Here is an 18,173-nt window from a genome sequence, read left to right as displayed (position 1 = left end):
CTGTGCGCCCTGCGGTCGATCGATGGCCTGCGGGGCGCACGCCTGTCTGCCGCGTTAGACTGCGGGGCATGAGCAACCCTGACAAGCGTTTCCCGCGCGCCGTCTACGGGCGTGGCGAGGAGCCGGACCCGCGCTTTAGCCTGGCCAATGAACGGACGTTCCTCGCGTGGACGCGCACGGCGCTCGCGTTCATTGCTGGCGGCGTGGCGTTGCGCGCCTTCGAGCTCGACTTGCCGGACCGCGTGACCGGCGCGGTGAGCGTCGTCATGCTCATCGCGGCGCTCGTGCTGCCGGTAGCCGCGTGGTTGCACTGGGCGCGTTGCGAGCGTGCCATGCGTGAGGGAACACCGCTGCCGGGCAGCTTCGCGCTACCGGTGTTGATCCTCGCCGTCCTCGCCATCGCGGGCATCCTGCTGTACGGAGAAACCCGTGCCTAGCGCGCTCTTTGATGCTGGCCTGCAACCGGAGCGCACCCGCCTGTCGTGGCAGCGCACGGCGCTCGCGGCGGTCGGCGCGCTGCTGCTTACGCTGCGCGCGGCGGGGTTCGCGGTCTCGTGGGCGCTCGTCCTCGTCGCCATTGCCGCGGGCGGCCTGTATCTCGCTGCGCGGGCGCGCGCCGGTGCCGTGGACCGCCGACTCGCGGCGGGTGAGGGTCTGCCGGGGGCGGGAACCTTGGCGGGGCTCGCGGGGTTGACGGTGGGGTTGGCACTGCTTGGCCTGGTCTCGCTGTAAGCGGGCACAATGGGGCGCATGTACACGATTGCTGTTATCGCCGGTGATGGAATCGGCACCGAAGTTATGCCCGAAGGCCTGCGCGTCCTGCGCGCGGCGGCTGAAAAATTCGACCTGGAGATCGAGTTCACCGAGTTCGATTGGTCCTCGGCGGAGTACTACCAGCGCACCGGAAAGATGTTGCCGGACGATTGGAAGGCGCAGCTGGGTGGTTGTGACGCCATCTACTTCGGTGCCGTAGGCTGGCCGGATGTCGTCCCTGATCATGTGAGCCTCTGGGGTTCGCTCCTCCAGTTCCGCCGCGAGTTCGATCAGTACATCAATCTGCGTCCGGTGAAGCTACTCGCCGGCGTGCCCTCGCCGCTCGCAGGCCGTGAGCCCGGCGATATCGATTTCTGGGTCGTGCGCGAGAACACCGAAGGCGAATACTCCTCCGTGGGCGGCACGATGTTCCCGGACACGGATCGCGAGACCGTCATCCAGGAAACTGTCATGACCCGCACTGGCGTCGACCGCGTCTTGAAATACGCCTTCGATCTCGCGCAGCGTCGCGACGCCAAGCATCTCACGTCCGCGACGAAATCGAATGGCATTGCCATCACCATGCCGTATTGGGATTCCCGCGTTGAAGCCATGGCGGAGAATTACCCGGAAATAAGCGTGGATAAATATCACATCGACATCCTCACGGCCCAGTTCGTCATGCACCCGGACCGCTTCGATGTGGTGGTCGCCTCCAACCTCTTCGGTGACATTTTGTCCGATCTCGGCCCGGCCTGCACCGGCACCATTGGCATCGCGCCGTCAGGCAATATCAATCCCACGGGCGAGTTCCCCTCCCTCTTCGAGCCCGTCCACGGATCGGCCCCAGACATCGCTGGCCAGGGGATTGCCAATCCCATCGGCCAGATTTGGGCCGGCGCGATGATGCTCGATCACCTCGGCGAGCGCGAGGCTGCCGATGCCGTCATCGCGGCCTTCGAGTCCGTCCTCGCCGAGGGCCAGGGTTTGACGCCCGATATGGGCGGCACCGCGACTACCTCCGAATTGGGGGCCGCAATCGCGGCTCGGCTGGCGGACTAACGGCCCGCCGTGGGGTTGACGTGGGGGTGGCACGATGTGGCCCCGACCCTAGTGCGTGGTTTATGGTAATGCGTGTCTCTCGCGGTGAACGCCGCCGTGTATCTCATTTCCAGGAGCATCATGACCACCCCACAAACGCACCCATCGACCGCCCATGCCGAGGGCGAAGACGACAAGCCCCTCGGCACTTTCGAATGGCGCCGTGAATTCACCGGCCTCATTGTCGGTCTTGTTCTTGCCGCACTCATTTGGTTCTTTTTCCCGTCCAACGCCGTGGAGACTGTGATGCAGTCTTCCGGAGCTGACCCGGAGGAGACCTACACGCTTGAAGGCCTGCGCGCCGTCGCCGCCGTTACCGTCCTCATGGGCGCATGGTGGATGACCGAGGCCATTCCGTTGGCCGCCACCGCCCTTATCCCGCTCGTCGTCTTCCCGCTGGCTGGCGTGGGCACGATTAAGGAAGTCGGCTCGCCGTACGCGTCCTCGACCATCTTCCTGTTCATGGGTGGCTTCCTTATCGCGCTGGCCCTCCAGCGTTGGAATGTCCACCGCCGCATGGCGCTTGCCGTTGTCAAGGTCGTTGGTACGTCGCCGAAGCGCCTCGTGCTCGGCTTCATGCTTGCCACGGGCTTCCTGTCCATGTGGGTGTCCAACACCGCGACCGCCGTGGTCATGCTGCCTATTGGCATGTCCGTCCTGACGCTTACCGCTGACACGGTCGGCGGCATGGCTAACCAGAAGAAGTTCGCGACCGCGCTCATGCTCGGCATCGCCTACGCTGCGTCCATCGGCTCCCTGGGCACGCTCATCGGTACTCCGCCGAACGCCCTGCTCGCTGGCTACATGCGTGAGTCGCATGACATCGACCTGAGCTTCGGCAAGTGGATGATCGTCGGCATGCCGATTGCCATCGTCTTCCTCTTCATCGCCTGGTTCCTGCTCGTGACCATCTTCAAGCCGGAGATGGATCGTATCCCGGGCGGCAAGGAGCTCATCAACGACGAAATCAAGGCCATGGGTCCGTGGACCGGCCCGCAGATCGCCACCGCCATCATCTTCCTGTGCGCCGCTGTCGCGTGGGTTGCTCTCCCGTTCTTCCTTGATAAGGAGTCCGGCTACGACGATGCCATCGTAGGTATCGCCGCTGGCCTCATCCTCTTCATCCTGCCGGCCAACTTCAAGTCCGGCGTGCGCCTGCTTGACTGGAAGACGGCCAATGACATGCCGTGGGACGTCCTCCTCCTCTTCGGCGGCGGCCTGTCTCTGTCCGCGATGTTCAATAACTCCGGCCTGTCCCTGTGGATTGGTGAGCTGGCCAAGGGCCTGGGCTCCCTGCCCGTCATCCTGCTCATCGCCGCGATTGCCTTCTTGGTCCTCTTCCTGACGGAAATCACCTCAAATACCGCAACCGCCGCGACCTTCCTGCCGATTATGGGCGGCGTCGCCGTGGGTATTGGCCTCACGGCGAACGGCGACATCAATGTCCTCGTGCTCTGCATCCCGGTCGCACTCGCCGCCACCTGTGCGTTCATGCTCCCCGTCGCCACCCCGCCGAACGCCATTGCGTACGGCTCTGGCCACGTGAAGATTGGCGACATGATCAAGGGCGGTATTTGGCTCAACATCATCGGTACCGTGCTCATCACACTCACCGTCTACTTCATCGCCATCCCGGTCTTTGGCCTCACTGCTTAATCACTTTCTCTTTCTGCGAATGCCCCGCCTCGTGCGGGGCATTGCGTATGGTCTGACCCGGGTAAACAGCAGGTAAAAACATTGACTGGCCTGGCGATTTGTCACAATTCAAAGCCGTGGGTATAGTTATTCCACGTTGCACAGAGAGCACCAACCGCTCGAGGCAATGGTTAGCGCCCGTAGCTCAACGGATAGAGCATCTGACTACGGATCAGAAGGTTGGGGGTTCGAATCCCTCCGGGCGCACAACCTAAACCCCCAGGTTAAACGGTATAAACACCGGATTGCCTGGGGGTTTATTTGCGTTTATGGGTCTTCCCCAAGTGTTGCGGGCTGTTGCAGGTCATTGGTTCGCGTTCATTCTGTGTGTGAACGAAATGTGATCACCGTGTGAACGGATTACTGTCACCGCAACCGCGGGACGTCACGGTACCCCGTAACGTTAGTCACAGGTGTTGGCCGCAGGCCCAACCTTTCCTCGAAATGGGTAGAGCGGTTTGCGCATGACCAGGAGGCTTGTGGCCAACGCCAGGACTCAACATCATCCGCACACGCGAAGACCCCGCCGATTGCTGACTTCTCGGCGGGGTCTTCGTGTTGCTACTTGTGATTTTTGACCGGAGAGCCTGGTCGGGCGGTGTGCCAGGCCTTGACTTCCTCGGCGTCCCACAGGGGCGTCCGTTGGTCAAAGTGACCGACAGGTGTGGGTGTGCGTCCCTGGGCCGAGTAAGTCGTCCAGGTTGACGGCTTAATGTCACAATGCGCGGCGCACTCTTTGACTCGCCAAAGCTCGCGCCCCGTTTCTTTGTCGGTGATGATTGGGATCATGCGTGTTCCTCGGAGTAGACGTGGCGCGCGACAGCGGACAGTGCGAGACCGCCGCCCAGTGCCAGAAGCCACCCAAAGCCAGTAAGTGTGTAGAGCACGATGGCGCCGAGTACGTAGACAGCGGCAGATTCAATGGGGCTCATTGCCTTTCCTTTCGTTGTCGTGGAGAATGTTGGGGGTAAGCCCCGGGTTCGGAATGATTAGCGCATTTCGAACCCGGGGTCTTACTTCTTGCGCTTTTTGGAGTCCTTGATGGTGGTGTACCACTTCCGGGCTTCGGCGCTAATCGCGACTACCGACGCTGTAACAGCGGCGATAATCTGGACGATTTCGCTCAACGCAATCACCTCCTCTCTTAAGTTGTACCATCATTATAGCGCGCTAGGCCGCTATGTGTCAACTGGGCATAGGGGAATTTTCGGGTAGTTTGCCCTATAACCCTATTGCGCGCCGGGCTACACGATGCGGAACATCGAGCGTCGACGCTCAGCTTCGGATGCGTCTGCCATTCGCTGGCTAATCGCTCTGGATTCTCGCTCTGCGGCCATCTTTGACTCGATAGCGTCAGGAATCGCGTCGAGGCCTTCCTCCCACAGGTGCGCGTAGGTATCTAGCGTCATGGCGGCCGAGGCGTGGCCAAGCATGAGTTGAACCGTCTTTACGTCTGCACCCGCCGCGATAGCCAACGAGGCCGCGGTGTGCCGCAGCTCGTAGGTGTCTAGGCCCTTGATGCCGGTGTACTGGAGCATGTTGAACCAGACGGTCCTCCAGCGCGCGGTAGTCCACACGTGGCCACGCTCGTCGGGAACGAGCCATGACTCAGGTGACTTACCTTCGGCGTTGGCCATGAGCTCGCGCAGCAATGTGCCTCCGATTGGCACGTCACGGTGCTTGCGCGTCTTGGTCGCATCCACGTGCCCTAAATCGTCAACGTCACGGCGAATCATCAGCCGCGCGCGGTTGTAGTCCAGGTCCTTGACCTTCAACGCCTTCGCCTCGCCCGGCCGTAGGCCCGTCATGACGAGCACCCGCAGCAACAGGCGCGCGGCATCCGTCGGCGCCGCATCCATGAGCGCGTCCACCTCGTGAACCTTGAGATACCGGCGCTCCGAAGCTCCCGGCTTCTTGGCCACGGCCTTCTCCAAAGGGTTCGACGCTACTGCGCCGCGCTCTTTGGCCAAGTCCATGAGTCCACGCATGACCACGCCGACTTTGTATTTCTGCGCATCCCCGAGCGGTTGCGGCTCCTGGCCCTCCTTGACGGTCTTCGTATTCACCAACGTGGCAATCCATGACGTCACCATCGAGCGCTGCACCGTAGCGCACGCGTGCTCACCCCACGTCGGCCGTACGTGGGTTTCCCACACCGACAGATAGTCACGCCGTGTCTTCTCGGAGATACCGGCCTTTGAGGCGTACCAAGGCTCCCATAGGTCCTCGAAGGTGATCGCTTTCTTCTCCTTGGTGATCCACGTCCCTTCGTCCTGCCCCACCTCCACGCGCGAGCGGTGCAACTCGGCAGCGTCCTGGGACACGAACGTCTCCGAGACCCACTCACCGCCTTCTTGCCAGCGCACCTGCCAGCGCCGGCCAACGCCCCACCGGGCACTCGGAATCTTCTTCGGCGCGCCGGGGCTTTTATCGGGGTTCTTCTTTGTCCAGAGGTCTACAACGTAGGCCATGGGATACACTTCTTTCTTGTCAGAGTGAACTCATGCGAAAAACGTAAGAGTTGCTTTGATGGAGCCTCCCTTCACCTGGTCCGCGACCAAACTTTCCAGGTGAGGGGAGCGTGCTTTTTAAGAGGCTAAGCGCCTATTGAGTGAGGCAGCATGCTGAGGAATTTCTTCCATCGTCAGCATCGAGATATTGAGATCGCCACAGAATTCACGGAACTGCTGGAAGTTCTTCTTCTGCGCTGACGAGTTCGGCGATGTGGTGACAGCGACGATATCCAATTCGCGAGGAACAAAGATTAAAGTCTCACCAGCAGTAAGCTCACCGCCCGCCTGCTGCAACTTGTCCACCTTGAGCGTCCAAGAATCAATGGCCGCGCGCGTGATATTCGCATCAGAAGACCGGAAGTTAAATGCCTGATTAAGCTCGATAACTTCCTCATCATCGACAACCGCCAAAGTTAGATCCAGCTCGCGCCGGGCAACTTGGACGTCGGCGTCAAAGATGGTTGCTTTTTCCAGGCTTGGGAGTTGCTCGTATTCTCTGCGGATAAAGCGTCGTACCTGTCTGACGTCTTGTTGATGCTTGCCGGTGGGGGCTTCGCCAATGAGGGTCGAAAACAGTAGGTCGGTGGCCTCGTTGAGGTTTGCAGCGTCCATGCTTTGCATGGGGTGAACTTTGATGAGGTTGTTCCAGTGCCCGCTAGTGAATTCGAGATAGCTCGACAGCGTATGTTGCCCGTCAAGGTTGAGCGGTTCCGTTGTCGTTGTCAGCTTCTTGAGATCGACTTTGAAATGTTGCAGGGCTCGCCGGATGGCCTCGGGAAAGTCGGAATCGTGGTGGATACCGCGGTCGGCGCGGAAACGGTTCTTTGTTTCGCCTGTTGCAGCATCGATGACGATGACACCGACGCCGATCGTGGTGATGCCCATGGGGCGGGGAACCACGCTTACGGTCCAGTAGTCGAATCTCATGTCATTGTCCTTTGCGGTGTTTGTACGAGCGTAGGAGCTCCCGAGCGTAGTCCTTGCGAGAGAGGACGTAGTTCATGAGTTTGTCAGTCTCATGCGCAGGTATTGCCCATTCTATTGGTAGTGCTTCTTGCAATTCTTCTCGTAGGGTGGTGTCGAGGTTGTCGAGTGCGTTGATGGCTTTGTCCCACGAGCTGTTGGGAATTTCGGTGCGCAGTAGGGGAATGCGTGCGGTGCCGCCTGCGCGTTCTGGTGGGGTTAGTTGCCAAGGGTAGGGCTCCGAGTCGAACCAGAGCCCGTGGTCGATGGACCAGATGGAGTTATCGTCATCGTTGTCCGTGAGGATTTGGAGGTCTTCCTGAACATTGCACAACAACCACAGTGCTATCAGCTTTGGGATGTGGTTGTAGTTGGCGTCATCGTTAACGTAGGGGATGACTCCGAACCCTTGGTGCAGTGTTGCGGTGTGGAGATTGAGTGAGCCGAAGAGTGGAGTCCCGGTGAGCCTGTATCTCCATATTGATTCTCCGATCATGTATCCGTGTAGTGACTCGGGGACGTAGATGATTTTCCAAGGGCGGATGTGGGCACCCAGGCGCAGGCCGACGATGCTTGCAGCTACTTCGTTGACTACTGCTTCGCGCCCATGTTCGCTTTCTATGCGTTTGCACCAGTATTCGTTGCCGTCGTCGGCTTTGCCGAGGAATGGCCGGGTGCCAGTGTGGAAGGCGACTCTTCCTGGGATTTGTAGGTAGGTCTTTTCTTCACGGCTGCGGCGGGCATCGATAGAGATGACGTTGTTGGAGTTCATTGCAAAGCCTTTGTGAGAGGGTAGAGCGGTTGCGGGTTGTTGGTGGCGCTGGGGGTTGATTCGGACTTAGAGAATCATGCAGCTGTATGGGCTGTGGGTTGGGATTCGGCCGGCTTCAGCCCACGGCCATAATGGCGTCGAGATTGTAGTGGTCAAGGGAACGTCCCTGTACGCCTTGACCTTGTACCTTTCGGAATTTCCGAACAACCTCTTTGCGCTGTAGCTCGCCAGAGTTAATGATGGCTTTTATATGTTCGCTAATGCTTGAACGTGAGACTGCGAAGAGTTCCGACATTTCAGCTTGGGTCATCCAAACGGTTCCATCGATGACACGGAGGTGAATTTCCGTTTTTCCGTCTTCGGTGGAATACATGACAAACTCATTTGAGCCGTCATAAATAGGCTCTAATTGCTGGTTATCCATAGTCGTCCTTACTCGAATTGCTTATGCTGTTTGACCTGGCAGTTGTAAAGGTTATTTACCTCTAGGCGAGGGGTATTAGGCGGTTCCTTGTGGTTGCTGAAAGGTTAGAGAATCATGCAGCTGTATGGGCTGTGGGTTGGGATTCGGCCGGCTTCGTAGAGTTGCATCCAGATTCGTAGCAGTCGTGGGGTAATACCTAGTTCGGCGGCGATGGCGCTTGGTGCTCCGCCGTTGTCTGCGGCGGCGTCTTCGACCAGGTCGATGTCGATGAGGTTTCGCGCGGCCCATTCATCTGCGAGGCGCTCGGCCCGCGCGGTGGAGCAATCATCACCGTTGGCGGCGTGGCCAAGCTCGTGGCCGATGGCGCAGATGCGGGTGGCGGGGTCTAGTCCGCTGCGCACGATGATTGTGCCGGTGGCGTGGTGGTAGCAGGCGTTGTAGCGGACGTCGAGTCTGCCTGTTTCTACGAGCTCCACGCCGGCCTGGTCGAGCAGGTCGTGTAGACGCTCCTCGATGGGGGACATCGGGCGCTCCTTTCTGACTTCCTACGGATGGTGTTCCTCTAGCGGCTCCGTCGCTTCCTGCGCGGCTACCGGTTCAATTCCGGCGTTGATTCGTTCAATCAGGTCGTCGTGAGAGCGGCTGTCCAAATCGTAAACGTCTGCCTGGACATCAGCCTTTTCGGCTGGGGAGGCGGTCTTCGATGTTTCGTTTACAACCGTTCCAAATGCTTGCGACCAGATTTCTTCATCCGGATTGATGCGTAGTGCCAGGGCCCGTATGAGTTCCTGGTCTGAAAGCAGCTCAGCTATTTCCCGGCCATTGCCAGCGGCCTCTTCGGCTGTGATGTATCCGGTTCTTGCCAGTGCATCGACGGGGTTTGCTCCGTATGCGCGTGCAATGGCAATGACATTTCCTTCTGATAGGTGTCCTTTGGCCAGCTGACGGTTGAGGGTGCTGGTTGTGATGCCGGCGCGGTCGGACGCCGCTTTTTCAGTATCGGATCCAACCAGCGATTTATACCAACTGATGTGATTGCTCATGCAACCCATTATGCACAATGCGTTAACTGATTGCAATATGCGGACATGTAATTAACTGGGGCAATAACGGATTGTGCAAAACGAGTTGTGCATTCTGCTTTGCGTGTGCATAATGGGATTTGTAAGCAAATTGCACAGGAAGGAGCTGGGTATGGAGTACCGCATCAAACCAGCACTAATCGACCAGATTCGGGAAGCGCGGGGAGTTAGTTCAGATGAAGCGGTTGCGGCTTCGGTGGGCATCTCTCTTGGAACGGTAAGCCGCGTTCGACGCGGTTTTGACGTCAAGTTGGCAACTGCGATCAAGCTCATGGAGGCAGCGGGAGTCACGGACATTAAATCTGCAGTCCAAGCCATAGCTGAAGAACCGACAGAAGAACCCGCCGCCTAGGCGCGCCGGGAGTTTCAGAAAGGCCGGCGCAGAGAAGCACTCTTAGGGAGCGCCAGGAATGGAGAGGAAAGCAAATGAAGACTGATATCAGACGGTTGCGTGAGAATGACAACCGGCAGCCTTATCACCGGAGGCGCATGATGATCCCGTCCGGAGATGATGGCGGGAGCATTCACCGCATGGTTGGGTTCTGGATTGGGAGCAGGGTGTATTCGGCGTCACTGAACGTCCTGCGCTCTGGGGAAGCCAATTTCATTGGAGTGGATATCGACGAGCCGGTAGACATGCTTCTCACCCGAGTCGAAGTAGTCCATAAAAAGCTGGTAGTCGGCATCGTCAAGCTCCTCAACGAGCTGGACATCCTGCCCATCGACTACGAGGAAGTTAACGTCCGATTCGATGTCCACCCGCAGCGGGTCCCTGTTATCAATTCGAAGCTCGAAAGGTACACCGTCTTTCTGGAGCTGACGCCAACACTCCCGCAGGAAGGGGTAAGCCCAAGAGTCCATCTCGCAGCGGTGACCATTTACCTCAAGAATCCACGTTTCGCACATGCCAGAAGCGTACTTCGACGCTGGAAGCGCCGCCGGAAAATCAAGAAGCTCATTGCCCAGCACAAGCGCGCAGCATCGGCTGGGAGCCCTAGAAGCCCGCTGGTTGAGCGAGACGGGTATCGGAACATAGACGAAGAGGAAAGCTAATGCCCTGGCGTAGGAAAGATGACGTCTTCGTAGAGGTTGATGCGCCGAGCGCCAGTAAGCAGAGCTTTTGCGCGCTGAGGAAGAAGTACGGGTTTGTCCTCGGAGTCGAAAACGATGCAGCCATCGGTTTCTTCCATGACTTCAAGCAGTTGCTCGACAAGCATGTCATCAACGGGAAACTCAACGTCACCAGTGGTGACAGGACTAATCCACATTGCATGTGTGTCATCGACGAGATTCTCGCCTTTCTCGCTTCGGACCTCGGGCACGAACAAACTCACATCAACTTGGAGATAACCCCCGTTGTCTCCGTCAATACCAGCAAGGGAGATGAACATCCCTTTGTGCAAGCCCTGGCGCGCAGCTTCAGCTACCGAAGCGACAACCTCGTCGGAAACTCCGAAAGCGACATCGGAGAGCGGACCAAACATCAAAACACCCATGACAAACCTTCCGAGAAAACGGGATGAATCACAGATTTTAATTCCCGCCGCTTAGTCGTGCTGGGAATTGGCAAGTCATGGAGAAACACAGGCACGAAGAAAGAAAAGGAGCCCACAGGATGGATGCCTTGAGTTGGGAGGAGCTGCAGTCACGCTCGATCCGGGACATGATGCGCGCCGGAATTGATGTGCGTTGTCGCATTGAGTTCGGTTTCGAGCCGGGCTGGCAAGACCAGGCGGAATGCTTCACCGAAATGATTATTGACGGCATTTACGGACAGGGATATCGGACAGCGCGTGAAGTGCCGTCTGAGGCCTTCGCATCGCTGGTTCTGTCGAGTTGTATGAGCTTGACCGCGGCCCAGAAGGCTGTGTTGGAACAGGCCCTACTGGTGCCGTAACGGATAGCAACCCTCCTGTGGCAGGGGATACCGCAGGAGGGAATCAAGAGAGGAAAAACTATGAGTAACCACGAAGAAACCCCCGGCGCTGGCACGCCGGAGGTGACCGTGAATCTTCCGGGCAAGAGGTACTACACCGCGAAAGAAATTGATGACCTACTTCGAGAGGTCACCGCCGGGGTTAAGGGACTCGCCGTCGGGCGTGGCACTCGGATTGATGCTCGCAGCCGGGTCGCCGAAGCGGAGGCCGCTCTCAACGAGACGCGTCTCAAGGCCAATGACGTAGAGCTGCGTCGACTCCATCCGCTCTTCCAGGTCGGCAATCGACTTCTTCGCCGTCTCCAACTCGGCAATCGCCTTAACCAGCGCAAGAGCTAACCCGGGTGCCGGGTCGCCGCCCTCAGCAAGGGCTTCCCGAATGGAATCAATCAGATCTTCGGCCGGGGCGACACCCTCAACATTCAATCCGGTTATGTGCTCGAACTTCAACATTTAAATCACCTCACTTTCCAGGGCGGCAGCCCTGAAGAAAGTGAACCACATTGTTAACCCCACAGCAGTGGAAAATCAGCACAAAACGAAAGGAGCCCCGGATGTGCCCCGGAGCCTTAACCCAGCTTATCAGGCGGGTATGCACTATTGGCCCAAACATGTGGCAGGTCACTGCCAACGGTTGTACGTGGATTGCTCGTCTTGAGGACGGCGCCCTGGTCGTCGTCGGCAAGCACAGCGGCCTTGAGCTGCCGCCCACCGTGCCACTGCACCGTACTATCACCACTCTCATCGGCGACTATGTTCGCCACCCAGCCCAGGAGGAGGCTGCTCATGTCTAAGATTCCAGAGCCTGAAAGGCTGCTGACCGTGGCTGAGTTTGCGAAGTATGTCGGCTACTCAGAGTGGTCTGTTCGTAAGTTCTGCCGCCAGGGGCTTATCCGCTGTCGGCGCCGGCCAACTCATAAGGCCAATCAGAAGGGGCTGAAGATTTTCATCCCGATTTCTGAGCTTGACCGGTTTATGCAGGAGGTGGCCTAGCCATGGAGATTAAGCACATAGTTCCGCAGGGCGTTGAGATTGTCATTGGCCAGTTGTATCTCAAGGTTATTGAGGCCGAGTATGCGTTGACTGAGCGCGAGGCTGAGCCTGCGAACCTCGAAGAGGTTGAGCAGTTGAGGAAGGATTATGCCGCTTGTAAGGGCCGTGTTGCGGAGTTGGAGAGCAAGCTGGCGCAGTGTCTTGAATCTACTGCTGATGACTCTGCTCGGGCTAAAGCTGAGCTGGCCCGGCTGAATAAGAATCTTGATTATTCGGAGAAAGCTCTGGCTGATGCGCGCAGGGCAACCGCGCGCAAATCGAATGAGGTTGATGAGCTCCAGGACAAGCTCGCCGAGACGATTAAGCGCTGTGAGGAGTATAAGGCTCAGCTGGTTAAGACTGCGCAGTCTGCGAGCCAGTCGCGTGATGCGGCTGGGAAAGCTGAGGAAACCGCTAATCAGCTGGATAGTCACGGTGTTCTGGCGGAGCGTGACAAGCTTCGCAAGACCGTGGAGCGCCTGCAGGGATGTATCACGACCTCGTCGAACCACCTGCGGCGCGCATCAATGCATTGGGAAAGCGGGGACGACGAAAAGGCGTACCGCTCAGTTGCTGCGGCTTGGAAGCTGCTTTCTAAAAACACCACTAAGGAATCGGAGAAGTAATTGTGAGCACCTTAACCATCATTGTTTACGGCATCGCCATTGTCTTCACCATCATTTGCGTAATGATCCTGAAACAGACTGTCTGTCAGCTCCAGGAGGTTGTTGCAGACCTTGACCGTGACCTCACCGTTGTGGAGGTTGTTCTGGAGGAGCGGGAGAAACGCGCGGTGGAGGACTCTATGTCTGCGCGCTGGTTAGACCCGTTCGGTGACTTCGGGATGGGGATTGGCGGGGCCGGTGTTGACTAAGGATCCGCGTTGTCCTGAGTGTGGGGATCGCATCAAGTGGGTGTGGACTCCGGCTAGAAAGCGGCTTGCACTTGAACCGGGTACTGATCCGAATGGGCGCATCATGCTGCGCCATACAACGGATTACCAGTCCGGCAGGCGCGTTACTGTCGCGGTTCAGCTGGGGCAGTATGACGCCGAAGAGGTCGCCGCCCGCGGTATCAAGCTGTGGATTGCGCACGCTGCTAAATGCTCGGCGCAGCGTCCGGATACAGAGTTACCTGCCAGCATCCTCAAGCGCATTAATCGCGCTAAGGACAAGAAGTAGCCGTATGGGGGCTCGTGACCTTGAAGACGCCGAGGTGTGGTGGGAGCGCCTGGAGCCGCAGCGCAAGATTCAGCTTCATCGCTGGATTGAGACACCGCAGAAGCTTGGCCAAATCCCTGGGCAAATGGAACTTGAGATAACCGAAAGGAGCAAATAATGGCAGGATTAACCACTGTGGGGCAGCCGCGTAGTACTGCTGTGGTCTACCTATGGGGATTCATTAACGCTATCCGTGCTGCAGCAGTTTTCACGGATAAAGATAACCCGAAAATCCGTCTAGAGTTCGTCCCTGAGCGCAATCATGTTGTCGTGACTGCCATGACAGTTGGCCAGCTTGCGGCGGTGACCGTTGAGGCAAGTTGGATCAAGTTAAGCACTGATGAAGATGCTTGCATTGAATTAACTGGTGCACAGGTCAAAGAGTTGAGGATGCTCTTTCCTTTCCGTTCTGTGAAGGACGTTGACTTAGAGGACCAGCCGATTCTTGCAATTGAGCTCACTGATTTCCGTGCGTTTTTCTACGACGCGACGGGCCTGGACTTGCATCTTTACCGGCATCAGATACACCGAGGTGAGCTTGAAGTAGCACCCTCGATTGCCAAAGTCATCACTACTCACGAAGACAGGCAACGTATGACTTCTGGAGTCTTGGAGCCGGTGATGATGAAGAATATCTTCTCTGCCTGCACCATCCTCAAGAAGCACCCGGATGTTCACTTCCTGGCCACGCAGGATAAGTGGGTAACTACCAAGGCGTTGACGTACGCCGGGGACCTGCGCGTGCTCTCTACGGTCATGCACGATGATGATCGCGACGGCAAGCTTGATGCTAAGCCGGGAGAAACTCCTTCGCCGGAGCTTGACGCAGAGGAAGCAACTGGCTCTAGTGCTGGGACCCGTCTGGTGACTGCTCGACCACCGCAGGGGGTCGCGTGAGTCTACGGGAACCGGCAACACCAGATGTTCGCCATGTGTGCAGGAGGCCTGAGCATCGCGCGAGGCCTGGTCATCCCAATGTGTGGGAGACTCCGCCGCGTGAGATGGCAAAAGACCGCACAGTGCGCGTGCACCACGCGCGCATTCTGTGTCTTGGCTGCCCTGCCCTTGATTGGTGCGAGGACCGTCTTGCCAGGCACGAGACTGCCGGTGTCTTCATCGACGGGGTAGTTGCTGCTCGTTACTGTGACGTCACACCGAGGCAAAACGTTCAATGGCAGTCCACCTGCCTTGGCTGTGGCTGCAAGCTTGTAGCGATGCGCACCTGGAAGAACCAGAGCCTGCAGTCCTCCCGAGATCATCTGGGGGAGGGGTTGTGCCGTGAGTGCTATCCGTTTCTCTCCCGCACGAGACGTCCCAACCGCTTTTCTACGTTCTTTAAGGAGGCCTAATGTCATCAACCAGGTCAGTTACTGCGATTTCCCCGGACGGGACACGAGTAACCCGTACTTTCCGTGACACTGTCATTACCAGTGTTGTCGGCACCACTAACCAGCTCATTACTACTAGCCGCACCGCTGAGCAGCAGGCTGAGGATTATGCCGCTGCCCGCCGTGCTGCAGGCTGCACTATCGAAAAGAGCTACGAATGAACCAAGAACTCCGGCAGCGAGCCGAGACTGAGATCGTTACTGCCATCTTCGACTACGAAGAAGATCCGCATAAGCGGGCTGAGAAGCACGCGGCGCGGGCACTCAACCGTCTTCTTCGCCTCCTGGCGGCACATCACCACTCCACAGGCGCGAAATCTTCCGCGGTGTCACCGTGGTGCCCGTTGATGGAGATTGGAGGGCTGCTGGCATGAAAAATACGTGTAAAGACTGTGGAAAAGAGCTTTCGAGTCGCCGCGCTGTTCGCTGTCGTGCCTGTGCGGATGCGTACCGCCATGCATGTAGGAAGAACATCTGTGCTGATTGCGGAAAATCCTTAGGGTCAGGAAAAACCCGTTGTCGTGACTGCTATGTCGGCTATCTTCGGGCCACCGAGAACCACTGTGAGGACTGTGAAACACCGATTCGCCGCGGTCAGGTGCGCTGCCGTGCTTGCTACGTCAAGCACTGCGCAGCTCATGAGCTGCCGGCTTCATTTTGCGCCCGGTGCAAAGAGCCCCTTGCTAAACGCAGCGCCAAGCACTGTAAAGAGTGCTCGATGATAGCCCGCGATGAGCATTACCGCGCGGAAAGTCAATATCTTCTTGAGGAGTACCGCTTTTTCCGGGGATTTGGATACGCCGAGGATAAAGTACACGCCTTGCTGGCCAATAAGCTCGGGCTCACCGTCAAAACTGTTCATCGTCGCCTTACTGATGCCCTCGTTGCCGCATAAGCAGCCATTACATGAAAGGACAGGCCACCTATTAGCCCGCCGAGACCACCGCCTTAGACCACCACGACCCTTAGGAGCCACAGAAAGGAGGACCACACCATGGCATGGTTGCGCATTGGTGACAACATCGTCACGCACCCCATGATGTCGAGGCTTCTTGTGGCTACCGGGCTAGACCATCAACAGAAAAACGAAGCTTTCGGAGTACTTGCCCAGATTGCTGCGGGCTCTGCTGCTCACCTGACTGACGGCATTGTTGAAATGGGTTCACTTGCCCAAGTCGCACCAGGCCGCGAGCGTGCAGTCCTCGATGCTCTGAAAACCGCCGGCATCGCAGAAGAAACCAAACTGGATGATCGCTACGTCATCCGCCTTGTCCTCAATGATGAGGAATTTGTTCACATGCGCCGCCGGGAGGAAGTCGAACAAGACCGAAACCGCGCCAAAGACAAACGCACCCCGGGCCTACTTGCCCAGGTGCGTGTCCGCGATGGAGATGTCTGTCGTTGGTGCGCCAAATCTGTATCCTGGTCCAACAGGCGTGGAAGGAGAGCCGCTACCTACGATTCACTAACAAAGCACAAGAACTCGACCGTCGACACTCTCGTGGTCTCCTGCAAGACGTGTAATTCGCGCCGCGGAAACGGCGAGGAACTACACCTTAAACCAGAGCCCGAAAACCCAATCTATAGTCAGAAAACCGTCGACTTCGTCAACAAGGATCAGTGGTGTATCGACCACGGAATCCGCATCGAGCTATCCGCCCCACAATTGCCCCTCGACATCAGCCAGGACGCAGACGGTCAAGGCAGCGCCTTATCGGCAGCACACCTTGATTCCGGAGCGCCGGCCGACGTCCAGGAGCGCAACGACGAGGCGGCTACTGCAGCACACTCAACCGGTTCGAGCGCCTTACCGGCCGGCTCATCGGTTGCAGGAGCGCGGGCCCCTCTCGATGATGAGATTCCCGAGTGGGTCACCGCGAGCCCGGAAGAAATGGAGCGCATCATGCGCACTGCAGCACACTCAACCGGTTCGAGCGCCTCAACGGCCGGCTCATCGGTTGCAGGAGCGCAGACCACGACACCGGAGAGCGCGACTACTGGTCCCCAATCCGCAACAGGCTTGAGCGCCTCAATGGCCGGCTCGCCCGCTGCAGATGACGATCCACCTAAAAACCTGGGTCGCGATCTAGGACGCTCGGGTGACGCGCCTGGGATCGTCGGGTCGGGTAGGGACGGGACGGGTCGGGTAGGGCCGGTTAGGGCAGGGCACGAGTCTGTCAAACGTCGCCGTAGAGGTTCTCGAGGTGGAAGAAGAAGGAGGTCAGTGGATGGATGATTACTTGATGGATGCTTGTGGTCGTGCCTTGGTGCGTCTGGCGTTGGATGGTCCTGGGCTTGATGAGCTTATGGAGCCGCGTCAGCCGTCGAGCGGGGAGAACGCGGGTAAGCCTCCGTCGAGGCGGGAGTCTAGGCCGCCGGTGTCTTTGCCGCTGCTTGATTTGAAGCTGAATGCTTTGGAGGTGCTGGGCTATTGGTGCGGGTGTCTGGTTCGTGCTGTGCCTGAGTGCGGTTCGCTTCCGGCTGAGGCGTCGTTAGCTCAGCGCGCGGAGTGGTTGCGTCATCGCTTGCCGTGGCTAGAGCAGGTGGCGTGGGGTCAGCGTTGTGCTGAGGAGGTCATCGCGGTTGCTCGTGTGGTCTCGGATGTGGTGTCGCCGCCTGCGGGTGTGGGTGATCCGGAGCCGTTGGAGTTTGGGACAGCTCGTCAGATCGCAGCATGGTCAGCGTTGTTGGGTAGGCCTGTTTCTCGCGCGTCGATTCGGCGGGCCGTAGCGGATGGCAGGATTACAGCTGAGATAACACCGGATGGTCGCATGCTTGTACGCCTGTCAGATGTGCTTGGTTTGTGCAGGTCAGGGAAAAGTGTTTACGTGGCCCACCCAGGGTGCTAAGCTTACGCTTGTAAGAGTTGGGCGCTCGGACTGGAATAGTTCGGGTGCCTTTTGTTGTGCTCGGGCACAAAGGGGGTGCGTAGTGTCGCGTACCGGTGATAGGGCCTACCGCAGGAAGCGTGCACGCCTGCTAGCTCAAGATGAACTGGTGTGTGCGTGGTGTGGCCTGCCGATTGATAAGACGATGAAGGCGCCGCACCCAATGAGCCCATCGGCTGATCACATTGTTCCAGTGGCTGCGGGTGGCTCCAATCTCGGAAGTCTGCAGCCGATGCATCTAGGGTGCAACAAATCAGCTGGCGCTAAAGGTTCGCGGCGTGCGCCGAAGAAGAACCAGCATGTGCGTGCGTGGTAAGCCCTGGGGAGGAAACCCTCGGCGCGCCAGGCTCGCGAGGAGGGCAGCCATGCTGCGATCCCCCTCCGAAAAATAGGGTTTAACTGGGACT

Annotated in this window: 25 protein-coding genes and 1 tRNA gene; 16 read left to right on the top strand and 10 right to left on the bottom strand. The window is 58.2% G+C overall.

Going from position 1 to position 18,173, the window contains the following annotated elements; genetic code table 11:
• Positions 1–68 precede the first annotated feature (68 nt).
• From HMPREF3227_RS11500 to HMPREF3227_RS11480, 5 genes are all read left to right on the top strand, one after another.
• Positions 69–437, top strand: a complete 369-nt coding sequence (locus HMPREF3227_RS11500) for a YidH family protein (protein WP_066513218.1) — start codon at positions 69–71, stop codon at positions 435–437.
• The gene (locus tag HMPREF3227_RS11495; RefSeq protein WP_066485979.1) at positions 430–732 is read left to right on the top strand and encodes a DUF202 domain-containing protein; all 303 of its coding nucleotides are present in this window, start codon (positions 430–432) and stop codon (positions 730–732) included. The genes HMPREF3227_RS11500 and HMPREF3227_RS11495 overlap by 8 nt, the downstream gene beginning before the upstream one ends.
• Positions 733–741: 9 nt before the next feature.
• On the top strand, positions 742–1,815 hold the full coding sequence (locus HMPREF3227_RS11490) for a tartrate dehydrogenase (RefSeq protein ID WP_066485981.1): 1,074 nt from the start codon (positions 742–744) through the stop codon (positions 1,813–1,815).
• A gap of 120 nt (positions 1,816–1,935) precedes the next feature.
• Complete coding sequence (locus HMPREF3227_RS11485; protein ID WP_066485984.1) at positions 1,936–3,510, top strand: SLC13 family permease; 1,575 nt, start codon at positions 1,936–1,938, stop codon at positions 3,508–3,510.
• Between the two features lie 173 nt (positions 3,511–3,683).
• Positions 3,684–3,756: transfer RNA gene (locus tag HMPREF3227_RS11480), tRNA-Arg, on the top strand.
• A 578-nt stretch (positions 3,757–4,334) separates the two neighbouring features.
• Here the strand turns inward: HMPREF3227_RS11480 and HMPREF3227_RS13425 are convergent.
• The 7 genes from HMPREF3227_RS13425 to HMPREF3227_RS11450 all read right to left on the bottom strand — a co-directional run bounded on the left by HMPREF3227_RS13425 (position 4,335) and on the right by HMPREF3227_RS11450 (position 9,264).
• Complete coding sequence (locus HMPREF3227_RS13425) at positions 4,335–4,481, bottom strand: hypothetical protein (RefSeq protein WP_156452996.1); 147 nt, start codon at positions 4,479–4,481, stop codon at positions 4,335–4,337.
• Between the two features lie 312 nt (positions 4,482–4,793).
• Positions 4,794–6,020: a tyrosine-type recombinase/integrase gene (locus tag HMPREF3227_RS11475; protein ID WP_066513212.1), complete on the bottom strand. Its 1,227-nt coding sequence runs from the start codon at positions 6,018–6,020 to the stop codon at positions 4,794–4,796.
• 117 nt (positions 6,021–6,137) lie between these two features.
• Positions 6,138–6,989 (bottom strand): hypothetical protein, encoded by an 852-nt coding sequence (locus HMPREF3227_RS11470; RefSeq protein WP_066513208.1) that lies wholly within the window; start codon positions 6,987–6,989, stop codon positions 6,138–6,140.
• Between the two features lies 1 nt (position 6,990).
• The gene (locus HMPREF3227_RS11465) at positions 6,991–7,797 is read right to left on the bottom strand and encodes a HipA family kinase (protein WP_066513205.1); all 807 of its coding nucleotides are present in this window, start codon (positions 7,795–7,797) and stop codon (positions 6,991–6,993) included.
• A gap of 115 nt (positions 7,798–7,912) precedes the next feature.
• On the bottom strand, positions 7,913–8,221 hold the full coding sequence (locus HMPREF3227_RS11460; RefSeq protein WP_066513203.1) for a hypothetical protein: 309 nt from the start codon (positions 8,219–8,221) through the stop codon (positions 7,913–7,915).
• Between the two features lie 104 nt (positions 8,222–8,325).
• Positions 8,326–8,745 carry an ImmA/IrrE family metallo-endopeptidase gene (locus HMPREF3227_RS11455; protein ID WP_066513198.1) on the bottom strand — a complete coding sequence of 140 codons (420 nt, stop codon included), beginning with the start codon at positions 8,743–8,745 and terminating at the stop codon, positions 8,326–8,328.
• 21 nt (positions 8,746–8,766) lie between these two features.
• On the bottom strand, positions 8,767–9,264 hold the full coding sequence (locus HMPREF3227_RS11450) for a hypothetical protein (protein ID WP_066513196.1): 498 nt from the start codon (positions 9,262–9,264) through the stop codon (positions 8,767–8,769).
• Positions 9,265–9,415: 151 nt separating this feature from the next.
• On the opposite strand from HMPREF3227_RS11450, the gene HMPREF3227_RS11445 reads away from it, so the two are divergent.
• Together HMPREF3227_RS11445 and HMPREF3227_RS11440 are read left to right on the top strand one after the other, a co-directional pair.
• Positions 9,416–9,655: a helix-turn-helix domain-containing protein gene (locus HMPREF3227_RS11445; protein ID WP_066513194.1), complete on the top strand. Its 240-nt coding sequence runs from the start codon at positions 9,416–9,418 to the stop codon at positions 9,653–9,655.
• Between the two features lie 74 nt (positions 9,656–9,729).
• Positions 9,730–10,356, top strand: coding sequence for a hypothetical protein (locus HMPREF3227_RS11440; protein WP_066513193.1), 627 nt, complete (start codon positions 9,730–9,732; stop codon positions 10,354–10,356).
• Here HMPREF3227_RS11440 and HMPREF3227_RS13420 read toward each other — a convergent pair.
• A complete protein-coding gene (locus HMPREF3227_RS13420; protein ID WP_141759165.1) occupies positions 10,353–10,799 on the bottom strand; it encodes a hypothetical protein in 447 nt (148 codons plus the stop codon). The two genes, HMPREF3227_RS11440 and HMPREF3227_RS13420, sit on opposite strands and share 4 nt — an antisense overlap.
• 119 nt (positions 10,800–10,918) lie before the next feature.
• Between HMPREF3227_RS13420 and HMPREF3227_RS11430 the strand changes: the two genes are divergently transcribed.
• Positions 10,919–11,200: a hypothetical protein gene (locus tag HMPREF3227_RS11430; RefSeq protein WP_066513191.1), complete on the top strand. Its 282-nt coding sequence runs from the start codon at positions 10,919–10,921 to the stop codon at positions 11,198–11,200.
• A gap of 156 nt (positions 11,201–11,356) precedes the next feature.
• On the opposite strand, the gene HMPREF3227_RS11425 is transcribed toward HMPREF3227_RS11430, so the two are convergent.
• Entirely contained in the window at positions 11,357–11,692 is a 336-nt protein-coding gene (locus HMPREF3227_RS11425; RefSeq protein ID WP_066513189.1) for a hypothetical protein, read from the bottom strand.
• A 158-nt stretch (positions 11,693–11,850) separates the two neighbouring features.
• On the opposite strand from HMPREF3227_RS11425, the gene HMPREF3227_RS13415 reads away from it, so the two are divergent.
• The 7 genes from HMPREF3227_RS13415 to HMPREF3227_RS13410 all read left to right on the top strand — a co-directional run bounded on the left by HMPREF3227_RS13415 (position 11,851) and on the right by HMPREF3227_RS13410 (position 15,040).
• The gene (locus tag HMPREF3227_RS13415) at positions 11,851–12,033 is read left to right on the top strand and encodes a hypothetical protein (protein ID WP_141759164.1); all 183 of its coding nucleotides are present in this window, start codon (positions 11,851–11,853) and stop codon (positions 12,031–12,033) included.
• Complete coding sequence (locus HMPREF3227_RS11415; RefSeq protein WP_066513185.1) at positions 12,026–12,232, top strand: helix-turn-helix domain-containing protein; 207 nt, start codon at positions 12,026–12,028, stop codon at positions 12,230–12,232. Before HMPREF3227_RS13415 ends, HMPREF3227_RS11415 begins: the two co-directional genes overlap by 8 nt.
• Before the next feature lie 2 nt (positions 12,233–12,234).
• Complete coding sequence (locus HMPREF3227_RS11410; RefSeq protein ID WP_066513183.1) at positions 12,235–12,897, top strand: hypothetical protein; 663 nt, start codon at positions 12,235–12,237, stop codon at positions 12,895–12,897.
• A 2-nt stretch (positions 12,898–12,899) separates the two neighbouring features.
• Complete coding sequence (locus HMPREF3227_RS11405) at positions 12,900–13,145, top strand: hypothetical protein (protein WP_066513179.1); 246 nt, start codon at positions 12,900–12,902, stop codon at positions 13,143–13,145.
• 103 nt (positions 13,146–13,248) lie between these two features.
• Positions 13,249–13,452, top strand: coding sequence for a hypothetical protein (locus tag HMPREF3227_RS11400; protein ID WP_066513177.1), 204 nt, complete (start codon positions 13,249–13,251; stop codon positions 13,450–13,452).
• Between the two features lie 156 nt (positions 13,453–13,608).
• Positions 13,609–14,388, top strand: coding sequence for a hypothetical protein (locus tag HMPREF3227_RS11395; RefSeq protein WP_066513175.1), 780 nt, complete (start codon positions 13,609–13,611; stop codon positions 14,386–14,388).
• 451 nt (positions 14,389–14,839) lie between these two features.
• A complete protein-coding gene (locus HMPREF3227_RS13410; protein ID WP_070710761.1) occupies positions 14,840–15,040 on the top strand; it encodes a hypothetical protein in 201 nt (66 codons plus the stop codon).
• A 490-nt stretch (positions 15,041–15,530) separates the two neighbouring features.
• On the opposite strand, the gene HMPREF3227_RS11390 is transcribed toward HMPREF3227_RS13410, so the two are convergent.
• Positions 15,531–15,740 (bottom strand): hypothetical protein, encoded by a 210-nt coding sequence (locus HMPREF3227_RS11390; RefSeq protein ID WP_066513171.1) that lies wholly within the window; start codon positions 15,738–15,740, stop codon positions 15,531–15,533.
• A gap of 132 nt (positions 15,741–15,872) precedes the next feature.
• On the opposite strand from HMPREF3227_RS11390, the gene HMPREF3227_RS13405 reads away from it, so the two are divergent.
• Complete coding sequence (locus tag HMPREF3227_RS13405) at positions 15,873–17,114, top strand: hypothetical protein (RefSeq protein ID WP_141759163.1); 1,242 nt, start codon at positions 15,873–15,875, stop codon at positions 17,112–17,114.
• The last annotated feature ends 1,059 nt before the right edge of the window (positions 17,115–18,173 follow it).

Source organism: Corynebacterium sp. CMW7794 (genome assembly GCF_001563605.1).
In the GTDB taxonomy this organism is placed as follows: Bacteria; Actinomycetota; Actinomycetes; order Mycobacteriales; family Mycobacteriaceae; genus Corynebacterium; species Corynebacterium phoceense.
The sequence above is the reverse complement of the archived record's forward strand: the minus strand, read 5'-3'. Positions and strand labels throughout refer to the sequence as shown.

Excerpts from the sequence above, each read along its gene's own strand:
- HMPREF3227_RS11500 (WP_066513218.1), top strand. The coding sequence starts at position 69 with ATGAGCAACCCTGACAAGCGTTTCCCGCGCGCCGTCTACGGGCGTGGC.
- HMPREF3227_RS11490 (WP_066485981.1), top strand. The coding sequence starts at position 742 with ATGGGGCGCATGTACACGATTGCTGTTATCGCCGGTGATGGAATCGGC.
- HMPREF3227_RS11485 (WP_066485984.1), top strand. The coding sequence starts at position 1,936 with ATGACCACCCCACAAACGCACCCATCGACCGCCCATGCCGAGGGCGAA.
- HMPREF3227_RS13425 (WP_156452996.1), bottom strand. The coding sequence starts at position 4,481 with ATGAGCCCCATTGAATCTGCCGCTGTCTACGTACTCGGCGCCATCGTG.
- HMPREF3227_RS11475 (WP_066513212.1), bottom strand. The coding sequence starts at position 6,020 with ATGGCCTACGTTGTAGACCTCTGGACAAAGAAGAACCCCGATAAAAGC.
- HMPREF3227_RS11470 (WP_066513208.1), bottom strand. The coding sequence starts at position 6,989 with ATGAGATTCGACTACTGGACCGTAAGCGTGGTTCCCCGCCCCATGGGC.
- HMPREF3227_RS11465 (WP_066513205.1), bottom strand. The coding sequence starts at position 7,797 with ATGAACTCCAACAACGTCATCTCTATCGATGCCCGCCGCAGCCGTGAA.
- HMPREF3227_RS11460 (WP_066513203.1), bottom strand. The coding sequence starts at position 8,221 with ATGGATAACCAGCAATTAGAGCCTATTTATGACGGCTCAAATGAGTTT.
- HMPREF3227_RS11455 (WP_066513198.1), bottom strand. The coding sequence starts at position 8,745 with ATGTCCCCCATCGAGGAGCGTCTACACGACCTGCTCGACCAGGCCGGC.
- HMPREF3227_RS11450 (WP_066513196.1), bottom strand. The coding sequence starts at position 9,264 with ATGAGCAATCACATCAGTTGGTATAAATCGCTGGTTGGATCCGATACT.
- HMPREF3227_RS11445 (WP_066513194.1), top strand. The coding sequence starts at position 9,416 with ATGGAGTACCGCATCAAACCAGCACTAATCGACCAGATTCGGGAAGCG.
- HMPREF3227_RS11440 (WP_066513193.1), top strand. The coding sequence starts at position 9,730 with ATGAAGACTGATATCAGACGGTTGCGTGAGAATGACAACCGGCAGCCT.
- HMPREF3227_RS13420 (WP_141759165.1), bottom strand. The coding sequence starts at position 10,799 with ATGGGTGTTTTGATGTTTGGTCCGCTCTCCGATGTCGCTTTCGGAGTT.
- HMPREF3227_RS11430 (WP_066513191.1), top strand. The coding sequence starts at position 10,919 with ATGGATGCCTTGAGTTGGGAGGAGCTGCAGTCACGCTCGATCCGGGAC.
- HMPREF3227_RS11425 (WP_066513189.1), bottom strand. The coding sequence starts at position 11,692 with ATGTTGAAGTTCGAGCACATAACCGGATTGAATGTTGAGGGTGTCGCC.
- HMPREF3227_RS13415 (WP_141759164.1), top strand. The coding sequence starts at position 11,851 with ATGTGGCAGGTCACTGCCAACGGTTGTACGTGGATTGCTCGTCTTGAG.
- HMPREF3227_RS11415 (WP_066513185.1), top strand. The coding sequence starts at position 12,026 with ATGTCTAAGATTCCAGAGCCTGAAAGGCTGCTGACCGTGGCTGAGTTT.
- HMPREF3227_RS11410 (WP_066513183.1), top strand. The coding sequence starts at position 12,235 with ATGGAGATTAAGCACATAGTTCCGCAGGGCGTTGAGATTGTCATTGGC.
- HMPREF3227_RS11400 (WP_066513177.1), top strand. The coding sequence starts at position 13,249 with ATGCTGCGCCATACAACGGATTACCAGTCCGGCAGGCGCGTTACTGTC.
- HMPREF3227_RS11395 (WP_066513175.1), top strand. The coding sequence starts at position 13,609 with ATGGCAGGATTAACCACTGTGGGGCAGCCGCGTAGTACTGCTGTGGTC.
- HMPREF3227_RS13410 (WP_070710761.1), top strand. The coding sequence starts at position 14,840 with ATGTCATCAACCAGGTCAGTTACTGCGATTTCCCCGGACGGGACACGA.
- HMPREF3227_RS11390 (WP_066513171.1), bottom strand. The coding sequence starts at position 15,740 with ATGAACAGTTTTGACGGTGAGCCCGAGCTTATTGGCCAGCAAGGCGTG.
- HMPREF3227_RS13405 (WP_141759163.1), top strand. The coding sequence starts at position 15,873 with ATGGCATGGTTGCGCATTGGTGACAACATCGTCACGCACCCCATGATG.